This is a genomic window from uncultured Legionella sp., assembly GCF_937871865.1.
In the GTDB taxonomy this organism is placed as follows: Bacteria; Pseudomonadota; Gammaproteobacteria; order Legionellales; family Legionellaceae; genus Legionella.
The window spans coordinates 1-15,754 of the sequence record NZ_CALMPD010000205.1; the positions used below are offsets into that span (position 1 = coordinate 1).

Genomic DNA, 15,754 nt, shown 5'->3' on the forward strand with positions numbered 1-15,754 from the left:
GACTGGGCATGCAATCTTGCAACTCCCCTGCGCGACGCCGTTGTTTTGCCAAAGAAAAACATAGCCCCTTTTGGGCTCTGGTAATTCCCACATAAGCTAATCGCCGTTCTTCTTCAATCTGATCATCGTCAATGCTCACCCGGTGCGGCAATAAATCCTCTTCCATCCCCACCAGATAAACATAAGGAAATTCCAAGCCCTTCGATGCGTGCAAGGTCATCAGTTGCAGCGTATCGTCCTCCTGCTCGTTTGACTGCTCCAAAATATCAATCAAGATTAATTTATTCACAACATCACTCAGGGTTTTACCCGGAGCTTTAGCTAATAATCTCCCGACCCATTCCAGTAACTCCCAGACATTATCCATTCTTTTTTGGGCTTTGGCCGGAGTATCCGTTTGTTCATAAATATAAGCTTCATATCCACTGTCATCGACCATTTGTTTTAAATGCTCAACAACAGAACCAGCGGCAATACGTCGCTTAATTTCTTCAATCCAGGCTTTAAAATGACTCAAGGCTGCACGTGGTTTATCAGCAAGATGCTCACTTAATGCAAGATGACTCGCTCCGGCATACAAGCTTAGCCCTCGAGATTGCGCGTATTGCCCCAGAGCATCGAGACTACTATCCCCAATTCCACGTTTGGGTGTATTAATTACTCGCAAAAAAGCAGCATCATCCGTCTCATTACATAGTAGTTTTAAATAGGCAAAGACATCCTTTACCTCTGCCTTGGCAAACCAGGACTGGCCACCACTGATGTGATAAGGAATACCATAATTTCTTAGTACTTTTTCAAATATTCTTGATTGATGATTGCCTCGATACAAAATAGCATAATCCCCATAATCAGTACGTGAGCGCATCTTATGGCTGATTAAATCGGAAATGACTTGCTCTGCTTCATCATTTTCATCCCGGCAACAAAGCACTCTTAATACTTCACCATGCCCTAAATCGCTCCATAGTTTCTTTTCAAACAAGTGAGGATTATTGGCTATTAAATGATTTGCTGTATGTAAAATTCGGCTGGTTGACCTGTAGTTTTGTTCTAATTTAATAATTTTTAACTGTGGATAATCCGTTTGTAACTGACCTAAATTCTCAGGTTTAGCTCCACGCCATGCATAGATAGACTGATCATCATCCCCGACTACCGTAAAGTGGGCGCGCACTCCCACTAATTTTTTTACCAAGAGATACTGACTGGTATTGGAGTCCTGATATTCATCAACCAGCAAATGGCGGATCTTGTTTTGCCAATATTCTAAAACTTCAGGATGTTCGGTCAATAAACTGACCGGAAGACGAATCAAATCATCAAAATCCACTGCATTATATGATTTTAATGCTTGCTGGTAACGAGGGTAAATTAAAGCAGCCTCTTCATATATTGGTGAATCAGGCGTACGCTGAAACACTGCCTCAGGGCTTAAAAGATCATTTTTCCAGCGGGAAATTTGCTGTTGTATCTGGAACAGATATTCTCGTTCATTCGCTTTGTTGGCGGTGAGGAAATTACGTAATACCTGTAAACAATCTTCACTATCAAAAATTGAAAATCCCTTTTTTAACCCGCATAAAGCAGCGTCACGTTTTACCATGCTTAAGCCTAAGGTATGAAAAGTAGCTACTTTCAAACCACGCCGGTTTTGTGCCGGAAGAACAGTGGCCACACGAGCGCGCATTTCGCTAGCAGCCTTGTTAGTAAAGGTAACAGCACAGATAGATTTTGCGGCATAACCACAGGTATTAATTAAATAACCAATTTTTTGCGTGATTACTCGGGTTTTACCACTTCCTGCTCCAGCAAGAACCAACAATGGCCCATCAATATAATGTACTGCAGCCATTTGTTGGCTATTCAACATAGTAAAATCTCGTGCAAAAAAATAACATTATCGCTTACCCGGACTTTTCTAATCAACTGTTAATTACCAGACTGCTCCATTTCAAACTCGTCTTTATGCTCACTATCAATGAAATCTGTTTGCTGTTCCAGTTCTTTTTCCTCAACAACTCCGAACAAAAAGTTATCTATTGTTTTAAAAAGAGGCATAAGAATGTTGTTATTTTTCATGATGTTTCTCATGTTTTGGGAAGGTTTTTTTAAGGATAGTACAAGACCTTTAATTTTCCAGAAAAGATAAGAATACTTTAGAAAATAAAATAAAGCTCTCGACACTCTTATAAAAAATGCCCCTCCAGAGAGTTAAGAGCACCACGTCGGAACGCTACAAAAACTCAATTATTTTGGTCAGCAATCAACACATGTTATGATAGAATAGTCACATTTTTGTGATGAGTACCCCAATGAAAACCCCTGATACCTTACAACGATTTATATTCGAACATGCTAATATCCGTGGTGAAATCGTTCATATTGAACACACATTTCAAACCATAATGAATCAACGAAATTATCCACCCATGGTAAAAAATTTGCTGGGTGAAGCCATAGTATCTTGCCTGCTCTTAGCAAGCAGTATTAAATTTGAAGGCAGTTTGAATTTACAGTTTCAGGGTGATGCACGCCTGCCCTTGTTATTAGTTCAGTGCGATCACCTATTAAACATCAGAGCCTTTGCAAAATTCACTGAAGGATTGGAAATCATCGATTACGCAACCGCATTTCTTCAAGGACAAATGGTGCTCACGATAAGCCAGGACAATCAAACCCAGGTCTACCAAAGCATGGTCCCCATTCAGGCAACGTCAATGAGTGAAAATTTAATGATCTACTTTGCCCAATCTGAACAAGTAGCCACACGAGTATGGCTTGCTGTAAACGATGAAATGGCGGCAGGAATGTTACTGCAACTCATGCCGGGACAAGATAGCCAGCAAAGAGAACAGTTTTGGGAATACGCGGTGCAATTGGGGCAGACTGTAAGTGAAGAAGAGTTACTGACGCTGGACAACCAAACCTTGCTCTATCGCCTTTACAATGAAACAGAAGTCAGATTATTTGAACCCCGCAGCACGCGTTTCCAATGTCGCTGTAGCCAGGAAAAGATGAAGCAGGTCATAAAAACACTGAGCGAAGAAGATGCCAATGCACTATTGCAAGAGCAAGGCGCTATTGAAATCAATTGTGATTTTTGTAATCAAAAATATAATTTTGATGCCATAGACGTGACGTTAATGTTCCATAAATAATCACGCCTCCTGCGCACATGCCATGTGCGCAACTTCTCTCAGGAATTACGGGATATTATTCATCTGGAAAACCAGTACCAAGATGATTCAATCTCGATACTGGTTATTAGACTGAGTTTAAAACCATTATTGCATGGTTAGATTGGTTGACGATAAAATACCTTTATCATTCTGATTAAACTGCAAATACTCCCCTCTCATCGCCTGTAAGATGTGTTGCAAGGTAACGAACTGTGAACTAAGTTGGAAAAATAAGTCTGCCGTTTCACTTTCCTGAAGCTCACCAGCAGTCAAATAAGCAGCTTGTCCCATATCAGAAAAATAACTTAGACTGACATGACGTCTTTGTGCAATTCCCGGAAACAAGCCACAAAAAAGAAGGCTTTTATCTCCTACATCACGTAAGAGTTCCAACTGAAGCAAACGTGGTTTGCGCATGGACTCGAGAAAATCAAGAGCAACAACCGATTCGATCAATTTGGGGCCTTGGGCAAAACGCATCAATAAAAAGACAAGATAACTCTCTGTACTTTCATTTAAAATCAAACGCGTAGAGGCTTGCGCCTCATTAACCAAAGCATGCCATTGACTAATGTCTGTGGGATGTAAAATTAGTTGCTTCATAAGACCCCCTTTTTTTACTTCCTACTATTAGTCTAGCAAAGCTTATACCAATATATCAGCATGAAATTTAAAAATATTATTTGGTAAGAGTAAAGATTAATTACGAATAGCACGATTTGCAGCTGAACTGGTTAGAGTCCAGCAAACCAAATCGATTTTTGAGCAATAAGTAACAAAAAGTTAGTGTTCCTAATACTCCCCCTCTCTCTAACTCTCTCCCCAAGGGGCGAGAGGATAGACGAGCTTCGCGAGGTAGATATGTTGCTTAGTTGACACCATTGAGAGTGTTTAGAATCACATGTCCTGAATGATGATTTTTACTATTGACTTTGCAACACCTTCCAATCAGACCAGGTTCCAGCATACCCCATCAAAGATTGGCGTGAAAACTCATAAAATTGCATTAAAAAAGCCAATCTTTTGACATAATAAGGCGTTAAATCAGGATTATCGCGATACACATCAAATAAATTATAATACGGTGAAATAGAAGCCTGTCGATGAATGATGTCTTCAAAACTGACTTTATCTGCATTTTTTAACATATCAAACATTGCTAAAACGGTTGAGGTTCGCCCTTTGCCACCACGGCAATGTACGTGAAACCAGGTTTTCTTCGGCTTTGATTTAACTAGCGCCAAAAAAGCGTCGACATCAGCATCTGATGGCGCACGATGATCGGTGATAAACAAGCGATGGTATTCAAAACCCCATTTTTCAACATAATACTGTTCATTTCGGACTGTAGCCACCGCCATTGATTTGCCAAGAAAATACTGTTTCTCTCTATATTGCGGTACCGTCAACACGCCAGGGACAGTCTTCCTGCTTCTTAAAGAGGCCAGCCAATCTTCCTGATCGGCCGCACTTTGTTCGTTTGTCTTTCCCAGATTTAACCAATTATGATTGCTCACTAAGGTAATTGCCCTGCCATTCAGGTATCCATGGCTTTCCTGTCTTAAATCCAGTACGACAACTGGTTTTCCAGTTTTTGGCCTGCGCATAGCGATATACTCGGCGATGGTTCTCCATCCTTTTTCGCTCGGCTCTTCACTTCCGGAAAGATACATATTCTGAATACCTTGAACCGTGCCATCATAGGCGTCAGCAATAGTAGCAATATCCCTTAACCATTGGACTGGTGAATGTTGTGTCTTGCTGTCTTGAACAATACATGGTTTTTCGATGGAAGACTCACAAACAGCAGGAAATGAACTGGCAAAAACATTTTCTTGTATTAAAATAAACATCATTAATACAATTGTAAATCCTTTGATATTATTCATCATAAAGCCTAAAAATAATCCCAATTTATTCTATTTAAATGTTTTTTGCACTTCAATATAATTTTTAACAAGCATGCATTAAAACCTAAAGAATTAGAATTACCCACTTTCGTAGATAGGATTTAGCCAGCAATTCGTGTATAATGTTGAATCTATGAACAAATGCTCAAATTTTTTCTTAATATTAAATTCAGCTATTCCCAACTAAAGGTTATTTATGACTGAACAGATTCGCAATATTGCCATCATCGCACACGTTGACCATGGCAAAACAACCCTTGTAGACAAAATACTACAACAAACAGGCACCCTGAACGAAAGAGCCCCCCAGGTTGAACGAGTAATGGACTCCAATGCGTTAGAAAAAGAACGCGGAATTACCATTCTTGCTAAAAATACCTGCGTCTATTGGAATGGTTACCAGATAAATGTAGTCGACACCCCCGGACACGCAGACTTTGGTGGAGAAGTAGAGCGTATTTTATCGATGGTTGATTGTGTCATCCTATTGGTTGATGCGGTAGACGGCCCAATGCCGCAAACACGATTTGTAACTCAAAAAGCATTCGCCCGCGGATTAAATCCAATCGTCGTTATCAATAAAATTGACCGACCAGGTGCCAGACCAGATTGGGTAATGGACCAGGTATTTGATTTGTTTGATAATCTTGGGGCCAATGACACTCAATTGGATTTCCCAGTGGTTTATGCCTCGGCTTTAAACGGCTATGCAAAACTGAATCTGGAGGATGAAGCAACCGATATGACTGCATTATTGCAAACGATTATTGATAAAGTTGCTCCACCGGATGTGGATCCTAATGGTCCCTTCCAAATGCAAATCAGTTCACTGGCCTATTCTACTTATGTAGGAACTATCGGCATTGGTCGAGTTTCTCGTGGTCAGATTAAAGCAAAATCGCCGGTTAAAATTATTGATAAAGACGGCAATATACGCACTGGTCGTCTATTACAACTATTAGGTTTTAAAGGCTTGGAACGGGTTGAAATTGAAGAAGCAAATGCAGGCAATATCATTGCCATAACCGGTATCGAAAACCTGAATATTTCCGACACCATTTGCGATCCCAATACTGTAGAAGCGTTACCTGCATTAATGGTTGATGAACCAACAATCAGCATGACCTTCCAGGTAAATGATTCACCGTTCGCAGGGCAGGAAGGTAAATATGTTACGTCACGAAAAATTCGTGAGCGTTTAGACACTGAATTATTACATAACGTTGCTTTGCGTGTTGAAGATTGTGAGGATCCAGATAAATTCAGAGTTTCTGGACGCGGTGAATTACATTTATCTATTCTTATCGAAACCATGCGCAGAGAAGGCTATGAATTAGCCATCTGTAAACCAGAAGTGATCATCAAAGAAGTAGACGGTGAACAGCAAGAGCCTTACGAGCGCCTCACTGTTGACCTGGAAGAAACTCACCAGGGCACCATTATGGAAAAACTGGGTGAGCGTCGCGGCGACATGCAAAATATGGTTCCAGACGGTAAAGGCAGAGTACGCCTGGATTACCTGGTGCCAACACGTGGATTGATAGGCTTCCACAATGAATTTTTATCAGCGACTTCAGGCACTGGATTAATGTACCACGTCTTTGATCATTACGGCCCAGCAATTAAAGGACGCATAGGCAAACGAGCCAATGGTGTTTTAATTGCCAATTGCCTAGGAGTAGCTCGTGGCTTTGCGCTGTTCAATTTGCAAGAGCGAGGCCGTTTATTTATCGATCCGCAAGCTAATTGTTATGAAGGAATGATTGTTGGTATTCACGCCCGAGATAACGATTTGGTTGTCAATGTAACCAAAGAGAAGCAATTAACTAATATGCGAGCTTCTGGTACAGATGAAAACATCGTTCTGACTCCTCCGATTAAATTAACCCTGGAGCAAGCTCTGGAATTTATTGATGATGATGAGTTAGTTGAAGTAACGCCGGACTCTATCAGATTGCGTAAAAAATCCTTAAAAGAGCACGAGCGGAAAAAAGCATCGCGCATCGCCAATGAAGACTAATAAAAAATGAAGCAAAAATTTAAACGCGTCATTCTTTATGCTCGGCAACATCGAGCCAACCAAGGTGTGAGTGAAAGCTTGCACCGATTGGTTGATTTTCTAGAAAAACAAAAGATTCAGATTTATCAGGATATAGACACCACACTCAGTTACACAATGAATATTCCCGTATTAGCTCGAGAAGCTATGGGAGAGGCGAATGACCTCATAATAGTTGTTGGCGGTGACGGCAATTTACTTTCCGCAGCGCGAATGGCAATTAAAGTAAATACACCAGTAATAGGAATTAACCGTGGACGTCTCGGTTTTTTAACGGACATCCTCCCTAATGATATAGAAACCCAATTAGGTGCTGTTCTAAGTGGACAGTATGAAGAAGAAAAACGATTTTTATTGCACACCTGCATCTACGATGGGGATAAAACCTATTTCGAAGGTGATGCACTCAACGATGTGGTATTAGGACGAGGCAACGAAACACATCTCATTGAATTTGATGTGTTAGTTAACCAGCAATTAGTAAGCCATTATCGAGCTGATGGCATGATTTTATCCACCCCAACTGGCTCAACGGCTTATGCACTATCAGCAGGTGGCCCTATCATGCATCCCCAGCTCAATGCCATAGTGTTAGTCCCCATGTTTTCTCACAGTTTAAGCTCGCGCCCACTTGTTGTTGATGGAGAAGCAAAAATTGAGCTCCACATCAGTGAGTTTAATGAAAATGAATTACGTATCAGCTGTGACGGCCATGAGTCTCGAATGGTAAAACCAGGACAAAAAGTTTCAATATACAAAAATCATAATCAGTTGCGCTTGTTACATCCCCTGGATTACCATTATTATGATACATTACGCAGTAAACTTGGCTGGGAATCCAAACATCAGGGATAAATCATGCTCACAACCTTGCGCATTGAACATTTCGCTATAGTCAAACAACTTGAATTAGATTTTACCAAAGGCATGACCACTTTTACCGGTGAGACAGGTGCTGGAAAGTCGATTATGATAGATGCATTGATGCTTGCTCTTGGTGGGCGTGGTGATGCATCAGTTATTCGTCCCGGCCAGGATAAATGTGATATTACCGCAGGCTTTATCTTTGATGAATCATCTGAACCCGCTCAATGGCTGGCAGAACACGACATCTCCTGTGAAGAAGGAGAGATCTTTTTAAGACGTATTATTTATGCAGAAGGCCGCTCAAAATCCTATATCAATGGCCAACCATTTCCACTGCAAAAAATCAAAGAACTAAGTGATAAGCTGGTACACATTCACGGCCAACATCAGCATCAAGCCTTAATGCAACACCCAACCCATCGGCAACAACTGGATCAGTACGCGAATAATCAAAACATGTTGAATAATGTCTCCAGTATTTTTAAACAATGCCAACAGGTTAAATTAAAAATAGATCAGCTACAAAATCAAGAACAACAGGCTGACCGAATCAAGCTATTACAATTTCAAATTGATGAATTAGCAGCTCTTAAATTGCAGGAGGGTGAACTGCAAGCACTGCATCAAGAACATCAAATGCTGCATCATGCCAAAGAATATCTGGAGCACAGTAATCACATCCATATTCTGTTAAGCAGTGATGAGCAGCAAAACATTTGTTCCGGCTTAAACCAAATACTGCAATTATTAAATCAACTACCTCAAGATCAGGCACAGATAAAGAACTCATTTGAATTAATCAATGGTGCTTTAATTCAGTGCGAGGAAGCAATAGATGAATTGCAGCAATTCAGTGATCGCATCCAACTGGATCCACAACGCCTACAAGAAGTAGAAGAGAGAATGAGTACCATTCATCACCTGGCAAGAAAATATCATATTGATAGCAACATGCTGGCTGCTCATGAGCAAAAGCTGCAATTGGAATTGGATAATCTCCAAAATGCAGAAACACAGCTTGCCCATTTACAGTTGCAATTAAGCCAGTTATCTAAAGCGTATCAAAATGCCGCAGCACTGCTAACCGAATCGCGATTCAAACATGCGAAAAAATTAGCCCAGGAAATTACAACCAGCATCCAAAAACTGGGTATGCCCAAAGGATGGGTAGAAATCGAAATAACCCCATTAGAAAAAATGCAGGCACACGGCCAAGATAGAGTTGAATATAAAGTGTGTACCAATCCAGGCATGGTTCCTGATTCATTAAACAAGATTGCCTCAGGCGGTGAGCTATCGCGTATAGGGCTGGCCATACAAATGATTACGGCGCAAAGAGGTTCTACACCAACCTTATTGTTTGATGAGGTCGATGTGGGAATTGGCGGCGCTACAGCAGCTCTGGTTGGTCAAATGCTGCGCCAATTAGGTGAACGATTACAAGTGTTTTGTGTCACCCATCAGCCTCAGGTGGCAGCTTCAGCACACAGCCATTTTATGGTAGAGAAACAAAGCGATAGTAAACAAACCAGCACAGAGATAACCCTTCTTAAAACAGCAGATAAAATCGATGAAATTGCTCGTATGTTAGGTGGCTTAACCATAACCGAACAAACTCGTTCGCATGCAAGAGAACTGTTAAGTCAAAGTAACGCCCCCATTTCAAGCTAAAAAAGTACAAATATGCTTGATTTTTATGCCAAATAACCTTAAATTAAAATAATTATGAAAATAATTCATAAAAAAACAGCACAATTAATAAAATAATGCTACAATGGTCTGGTAACAATTTAGGAAAATAACATGTCAGATAAAATTCGCGGTACAGTAAAATGGTTTAATGAGTCCAAAGGTTTCGGTTTTCTAGAAAGTGGCGGTAAAGATTATTTTGTGCATTTCAGCGCAATCCAAAGCAGTGGTTTCAAAACTCTTGCTGAAGGTGCAACTGTAATGTTCAAAGCTAGCAACGGACAAAAAGGTCCTCAAGCTGAAGAAGTTGAAGTGGTCTAAAACCAATTATCTACGCCTTGTTTATTCTCAGATATTCTTATATTTAGTAAACAAGGCGTTTTTTTATATCCAAATTATTATTCCCATCAACATGATATCCCAAACTCTTTAAAGAAGCCCCGATTTAAAAATCAAGGTTCAAACAACGTCATGGAATAAACTAACAAATATTAATGAAGAATGTATTTGCGATAGAATTTTATTAAGCGTGTTTAACCAAACCTGTAGTAACTCCCCCCTGAATTTAAAGCTCCAGATAATTCTGATATTGCCTAGAAAAAACGGACACCTAACTAAGCTGCCATTTTAACCTCAAATAACTCAGGAGATTTATACCCGATCATTGAGTGAAGTCATCTCCGATTGTAGTATATTTCGATGTATTCAAACACCTGATTTTTGGCTCCAATGTAATGAACCATCCCACCCACTGAATTTTAAAAGCAACGTGGCGGAGAATTTTCGCCACTTTTTAAATAAAAGACGAGCGAAGCGACTTCATGATACCCTGTTTGGGTATCGAAATTAATTGATTATATATTACTCCTGACGATAGTTTAATTGTCGTTGAAATATTAGAGGGGGGCTAATTGATTTTAGTAAATCAAATATTTTTACTCAAAAATAATACTTAACACATTATTAGTGACAACTATTTCATGAAAAAAGGAACTAATGTTGACTGAAAACAGGGCTATGTACACACTAGGCCCTTATCGCAGGATTTTTATGATAACCACTCGCAGCACATAGCTCATCAAGTAATTCACCTTTTCGACGTTTATTAGCTGTTCTATAACGCTTAAGCATATTGTCCAAATAAAGATCCATCGAAAGCTTCCCCATATCAATGTCTCTTTTTTTATTCGGTAACATTTATTTTGAGGCAATTCGGCCGAGCAAGCCTCTATTGACTTAAAATCAAACATAAACCATAATTAATCTACATTTTTGTGTAGGATGTATAATGCCATTTGATGTCGTCAGAAAAATATTAACCTCCGATAAGCTCCCATCCAAAAACAGAACGCAATTCCATAATAATAATTACTTGCAAGAAAGTATCACTTTTGGCGATCAGCATGGAAACACCTTAAAAATTCTTGCCTCACTCATTACTGCCGGAATTGTAACTCTTAACAGGGAAGATTATTTACGCTTCAGTGAGCTGTATAAAATGAAAGTGCTTGGAGTGAGTGACTTAGATGAAATTAGAGAGAACTATAATTTAATATTAGCACAACGAAACGCCCTGTTAGAGATACTAAATCGTATTAAGCCCGGGAACACTAAGGCTTGTGTGCGCTTTATCGGGGATATCGTGTGTGATAGAGGGGCTGATGATGGTATGACCATGGCTTTACTGTACAAACTAGACCAATTCAGGATTCCTGTAAAAATTCTATACTCAAACCATGATATCGGCTTAATTGCCTATATGGAAAATACGATAACTACAGGTAATAGAGCTAATTTTGAAAAGTTTGGATTATGCCTAGAAAATCCGGATTCAGAAGAGGCCATCCAACTTAATCCATCGAATCTTGAACCATGTGAAGCGGCCTCTTTGTTAGGATTAGTCATAGGATTAGATGAGGATAAAATTAACTGGAAAGATACTAGATTACACTATGAGACCGCCTATAAAAATAAATTATGTTTAATAGATTATGAAATCGATAATTCAGGAAGTATGTATATTTATACCCATGCATCTGTTGCCCTTAGTGTACTCCTTGAGGTTGCAGAAGAACTTGGCGTACCCATCCCCAATAAGATTACTACCGCTTACGATCTAGCTTCATTTATTGATGCGTTAAATGAAGAATTTGCAGTCGCTAAGGGTCTTGAATCCATTCGAAAAAGTGATAGAAATAAGTTATCAGAATCAACAGGATTAACCGCATTGGCATGGTCTCGAAATAGTGGACGTAATTGCACTATTAATCCTCCCCAAGGATTTGAGGCCTTGTCTAGGCAAATAACTTTTGTGCACGGACATGGGTCTGATAGGAACAAAGCAGGCAACAGGCATTCTATTGATGACTCGACCTTTAAAATTATTTATATGGATGGTGATGAGGGCTTCTCCACTGTCTACTTTGCTAGCAATACAAATATTAACAAGCAGTATCAACCTAATACTCAAAAAACACATCTGCATACGGTCGAATTAACACAAGAAGACCATAGAAAAACCTTATTAACTAAAATTATTGATACGTTAGTTAAAAATATTGAAATGAAAAAAAATGGTCGTTATAGCACAAGGAATAGCGAGTGGAAATCGAAGTTATTAACAACCATAAGCACTCAATTGCAGCAGGAAAATGTATTTGATCACCATGCCGAAAATAACTATCTTAGTGAAATCCGTAACATTTGTGCGCAAAGACGAAATATTTTCCATTTTTGGGCGAAGCCTCATAGTGCCGTTGAGTTTGAACAATTATTGCAGAAAGAAAAACTCCTACACTTGGAGAAGACATCCCGTCCTCAGCAATACAGCATCAACTAAACTTTTGGTCTAACAGTGTCGTCAATTTAACTTTTGATAACGCAAGAAAGGGGAGAGCTTGCCGAATTTTAGGCGCAACGAAGCTCCATGGCAGCGGAATTCCAAATTTCTTTGGTCGATTTAAATTGGCGTCTTCGTTGGGCTTTGTTTCTTAACCCTCTGCATGGTTATCTTTTATAAAATTTAGGCGGATCTATAACTTACAGGCATTCCCAATGAGGTCATTTTATTGAGCACACCACAACCAATCATAATCTCTTTCTATTATCTTCCAAAATCTCTGGCATACATCGCATTTCCTAGAGTTTTTTGATAACGAAGCATAGCAATCCCATCATCCTAAATAGTGAATCAATAAAGCCCTGGCTTTGCCGCAGGGGTAGCCTATAAACCTGATGCATTTCATGACTCGTTATTAGGTAGCACCCCCATCTGTGTCAGAATTTACGGTTTGGCGCCTAAATTTGTTATTGCTGGTGGAACAAAGTTTTGGTGGGTTTGTAAAATGCCATTTCAAAATTCAGAAATTCTGGTAATGGTGATTTTTCACGAGCATTCATGTGGATTGGCCTGAATATCAGGAGCTGGCCTTTCTTTTAGATCTGTTGTCATGAATCCTTCGACGACAAGCCCCTCATTGCCATTTGATCTTTGGTTTTACATCTTTGCGCAGCATGCTTTCGGCACAATTGTCTGCCTATAAAGAATCACCCAAAGCAAAACATAAAGATCGAGTTTCTAGTTTTGCTGAAGAACTCTCCAATACAAAAGATACAAAGGATTTAAAGCAATTGATTTCTCATCAATCCAAAATTATTCAAAGCAACAATCCCTATTCATTTTTTACACTAAACAGAAATATAAATGAGATATCCAGAATGGCTCTGTTGACCGTTATCATGAGATTATTCAACTCTGGAATAAATAACTTCTGATTTTTATAATCCAATAATAAATAAAGATATATAGTGCATTTTTTTCGTATTACCTGCGTTCATTCCCTGCAATAAAAATATTTTATTGAAATTTTGTTTCAGCCCTGAGAGTATCTTAAACTAGAGATTAGATCTGTTAACATTTTATGCCAAATCCTACATCCCAATCCATAGATGAATTAAATGAACCTTCAGTGCCGAGATTTAATGCAGCAGCCCTACATAAGGAAACTTTATGTCAGTAACATCTTCAGTATTAATGGTACCACCACATACGTTTCAATTTAATCAGGAAACCTCTGCCAGCAATAGTTTTCAATCAACATTATCAATAAGCAATGCCGCAGATTTAGCCTTGTTCGAATTTAATAATATGGTAGACACTTTAAGAAATGAAGGAGTCAATGTACTCATTTTAAATCAGGATAAAATACTCCCAGATGCTGTCTTCCCTAATAACTGGTTTTCTACTCATCTCGATGATAAGGGAAATACTTTTGTGATCATTTACCCCATGCTTGCAGTAAATCGACAAGCCGAAGTCACTATTGATGGGTTAAACCAGGTATTAAGTAATACAAAAATCAAGGTGCATCAAATAATTGATCTGAGAACGAATGAACATGAAATCCTGGAAGGAACAGGGAGTCTTGTTTTAGACAGGGCCAATAAACTGTTGTATGCCGCTCGTTCGAACAGAACTTCAGCAAACATAGTAGAAAAGGTCGCTCGGTTATTAGAGTATCAACCCATTATTTTTAACAGTTTCGATGAAGATGAACATCCTGTTTATCATACTAATGTAGTGCTCAGCATCGCCCCAAAATATGTGATAATCTGCCTTGATTCAATCAAAGATAAAGCTCAGCGCTCCGTTCTATTAAAAAGTTTCCAATTAACGAATAAAACAGTAATCAATATAAGTCATGCTCAAGTAAGACATATGTGTGGCAACGTTTTAGAACTCGTTAATATTCATGGAGAGCACCTGTTAATTTTATCCTCTCGAGCAATGCATTCTTTTAACAAGGAACAATTAAATATTATCCGGTGCTATTCCAGATTAGTGTCAGTAAACATTGATACGATTGAAACTATTGGAGGCGGCAGTGCAAGGTGTATGATGGCAGAGATATTTGCATCTGTTCGTTAGCGTGAATAAACCCTACACAGTTGATAAAGTGTGTTCATTCCATGTAGCCCAAAATGCATATACATTAAGATCTCTTTATTTTTTACAGTCCAACTGATAATATCGCGAGAGAATTGCTACCTAAATTTGAGATAAACAATTTGATTCTTGATTCAAACGGAATCGACACAACGAATACTTCTATGCCGAAGCAATCAACCCATGAAAAAGTTGTTGTCATAATCCCAACATATAATGAAGCTTCTGTAATAGAAGAAACAATTAATCAGATTTTTAATGCAGTAAATTTGATTCAAAATTATGACGTCCACGTTTTAATTTTTGATAGCGCGTCTACGGATAATACTCAGCGTATAATTAAATCATTGAAGCCGTCTTACCCCAAATTACACTTGCACTGCGAGACCCAAAAATCAGGCTTGGGTTCTGCTTATTTACAAGCAATGAACTATGCTTTATCAGAAATGGATGCTGATATTATTTTTGAATTTGATGCTGATTTATCTCATCAACCCAAATATATATCCCCGATGCTGGAAATGCTTAAAAATTGTGATTGTGTCGTCGGAAGCCGCTATGTAAACGGTGGAAGTATTCCTAAAAACTGGGCGCTGCATCGCAAACTGTTTTCAGTGTTTGGTAATTATATTGCGCGCTCCGTGCTTACTCCCAAATATAAAGATTTTACCAGTGGTTTTAGAGCGACTCGTCGCCAATTCCTAAAAAGAATTTTACCTTCACGCTTTCTTTCCAATCAGTATGCTTACAAACTCCAACTTCTTTGGTTATTACATAAAAGCAATGCCAAAATCAGTGAATTTCCCATCGAATTTATTGACCGGGAAAAAGGAGAAAGCAAATTACCTAAAAACAGCATTGTAGATTCACTTAGAGTTATTTTTACGCTTCGTTTTTATGAGCTGAAACGTTTTCTAAGCATGTGCCTGGTCGGCTCTATGGGCATGACGCTTCAATTTGTTGTTTACAACGTATTACGGGAATATTTACCCCCTTATAATGCCTCACAGATAGCCGTATTGGCTGCTATTGTGAATAATTTCATATTAAATAACCGATATACGTTTAAAAGTACCTCCTTTGTCGGTCTGATGTTTAAAGC

At 39.0% G+C, this 15,754-nt stretch carries 14 protein-coding genes; 8 read left to right on the forward strand and 6 right to left on the reverse strand.

Features of this window, described 5'->3' with window-relative positions; all coding sequences use genetic code 11:
- Window positions 1-1,873: UvrD-helicase domain-containing protein (locus tag Q0495_RS11015; RefSeq protein ID WP_298626134.1), on the reverse strand; the 1,873-nt coding region annotated here is incomplete at its 3' end.
- A 59-nt stretch (window positions 1,874-1,932) separates the two neighbouring features.
- Window positions 1,933-2,082 (reverse strand): hypothetical protein, encoded by a 150-nt coding sequence (locus tag Q0495_RS11020; protein WP_298626137.1) that lies wholly within the window; start codon window positions 2,080-2,082, stop codon window positions 1,933-1,935.
- 233 nt (window positions 2,083-2,315) lie between these two features.
- Here Q0495_RS11020 and hslO point away from each other — a divergent pair, with 233 nt between their 5' ends.
- The gene (hslO, locus tag Q0495_RS11025) at window positions 2,316-3,161 is read left to right on the forward strand and encodes an Hsp33 family molecular chaperone HslO (protein WP_298626140.1); all 846 of its coding nucleotides are present in this window, start codon (window positions 2,316-2,318) and stop codon (window positions 3,159-3,161) included.
- Between the two features lie 126 nt (window positions 3,162-3,287).
- Here the strand turns inward: hslO and Q0495_RS11030 are convergent, their stop codons facing one another.
- Entirely contained in the window at window positions 3,288-3,785 is a 498-nt protein-coding gene (locus tag Q0495_RS11030; protein ID WP_298626143.1) for a hypothetical protein, read from the reverse strand.
- A gap of 320 nt (window positions 3,786-4,105) precedes the next feature.
- Window positions 4,106-5,035 (reverse strand): tyrosine protein phosphatase, encoded by a 930-nt coding sequence (locus Q0495_RS11035; protein WP_298626174.1) that lies wholly within the window; start codon window positions 5,033-5,035, stop codon window positions 4,106-4,108.
- Window positions 5,036-5,288: 253 nt separating this feature from the next.
- Here Q0495_RS11035 and typA point away from each other — a divergent pair, with 253 nt between their 5' ends.
- The 4 genes from typA to Q0495_RS11055 all read left to right on the forward strand — a co-directional run bounded on the left by typA (window position 5,289) and on the right by Q0495_RS11055 (window position 10,028).
- Window positions 5,289-7,112, forward strand: a complete 1,824-nt coding sequence (gene typA, locus Q0495_RS11040; protein WP_298626146.1) for a translational GTPase TypA — start codon at window positions 5,289-5,291, stop codon at window positions 7,110-7,112.
- Between the two features lie 6 nt (window positions 7,113-7,118).
- Window positions 7,119-8,006 carry an NAD(+) kinase gene (locus tag Q0495_RS11045; protein WP_298626149.1) on the forward strand — a complete coding sequence of 296 codons (888 nt, stop codon included), beginning with the start codon at window positions 7,119-7,121 and terminating at the stop codon, window positions 8,004-8,006.
- Window positions 8,007-8,009: 3 nt separating this feature from the next.
- Entirely contained in the window at window positions 8,010-9,689 is a 1,680-nt protein-coding gene (gene recN / locus Q0495_RS11050; RefSeq protein WP_298626152.1) for a DNA repair protein RecN, read from the forward strand.
- Window positions 9,690-9,821: 132 nt separating this feature from the next.
- Window positions 9,822-10,028: a cold-shock protein gene (locus Q0495_RS11055; RefSeq protein ID WP_028382754.1), complete on the forward strand. Its 207-nt coding sequence runs from the start codon at window positions 9,822-9,824 to the stop codon at window positions 10,026-10,028.
- A gap of 705 nt (window positions 10,029-10,733) precedes the next feature.
- On the opposite strand, the gene Q0495_RS11060 is transcribed toward Q0495_RS11055, so the two are convergent.
- Window positions 10,734-10,859, reverse strand: coding sequence for a hypothetical protein (locus tag Q0495_RS11060; protein ID WP_298626164.1), 126 nt, complete (start codon window positions 10,857-10,859; stop codon window positions 10,734-10,736).
- Window positions 10,860-10,995: 136 nt separating this feature from the next.
- Here Q0495_RS11060 and Q0495_RS11065 point away from each other — a divergent pair, with 136 nt between their 5' ends.
- Window positions 10,996-12,546, forward strand: coding sequence for a hypothetical protein (locus Q0495_RS11065; RefSeq protein WP_298626167.1), 1,551 nt, complete (start codon window positions 10,996-10,998; stop codon window positions 12,544-12,546).
- A gap of 299 nt (window positions 12,547-12,845) precedes the next feature.
- Here Q0495_RS11065 and Q0495_RS16830 read toward each other — a convergent pair whose 3' ends face one another.
- Window positions 12,846-12,947, reverse strand: coding sequence for a transposase (locus Q0495_RS16830; RefSeq protein WP_367274410.1), 102 nt, complete (start codon window positions 12,945-12,947; stop codon window positions 12,846-12,848).
- 769 nt (window positions 12,948-13,716) lie between these two features.
- Between Q0495_RS16830 and Q0495_RS11070 the strand changes: the two genes are divergently transcribed.
- Entirely contained in the window at window positions 13,717-14,634 is a 918-nt protein-coding gene (locus tag Q0495_RS11070) for an arginine deiminase-related protein (protein ID WP_298626170.1), read from the forward strand.
- Window positions 14,635-14,816: 182 nt separating this feature from the next.
- Window positions 14,817-15,754, forward strand: a 938-nt coding sequence (locus Q0495_RS11075; protein ID WP_298626172.1) for a glycosyltransferase family 2 protein, incomplete at its 3' end; no start/stop codon positions are given.

Excerpts from the sequence above, each read along its gene's own strand:
- Q0495_RS11020 (WP_298626137.1), bottom strand. The coding sequence starts at position 2,082 with ATGAAAAATAACAACATTCTTATGCCTCTTTTTAAAACAATAGATAAC.
- hslO (WP_298626140.1), top strand. The coding sequence starts at position 2,316 with ATGAAAACCCCTGATACCTTACAACGATTTATATTCGAACATGCTAAT.
- Q0495_RS11030 (WP_298626143.1), bottom strand. The coding sequence starts at position 3,785 with ATGAAGCAACTAATTTTACATCCCACAGACATTAGTCAATGGCATGCT.
- Q0495_RS11035 (WP_298626174.1), bottom strand. The coding sequence starts at position 5,035 with ATGTTTATTTTAATACAAGAAAATGTTTTTGCCAGTTCATTTCCTGCT.
- typA (WP_298626146.1), top strand. The coding sequence starts at position 5,289 with ATGACTGAACAGATTCGCAATATTGCCATCATCGCACACGTTGACCAT.
- Q0495_RS11045 (WP_298626149.1), top strand. The coding sequence starts at position 7,119 with ATGAAGCAAAAATTTAAACGCGTCATTCTTTATGCTCGGCAACATCGA.
- recN (WP_298626152.1), top strand. The coding sequence starts at position 8,010 with ATGCTCACAACCTTGCGCATTGAACATTTCGCTATAGTCAAACAACTT.
- Q0495_RS11055 (WP_028382754.1), top strand. The coding sequence starts at position 9,822 with ATGTCAGATAAAATTCGCGGTACAGTAAAATGGTTTAATGAGTCCAAA.
- Q0495_RS11060 (WP_298626164.1), bottom strand. The coding sequence starts at position 10,859 with ATGGATCTTTATTTGGACAATATGCTTAAGCGTTATAGAACAGCTAAT.
- Q0495_RS11065 (WP_298626167.1), top strand. The coding sequence starts at position 10,996 with ATGCCATTTGATGTCGTCAGAAAAATATTAACCTCCGATAAGCTCCCA.
- Q0495_RS16830 (WP_367274410.1), bottom strand. The coding sequence starts at position 12,947 with ATGCATCAGGTTTATAGGCTACCCCTGCGGCAAAGCCAGGGCTTTATT.
- Q0495_RS11070 (WP_298626170.1), top strand. The coding sequence starts at position 13,717 with ATGTCAGTAACATCTTCAGTATTAATGGTACCACCACATACGTTTCAA.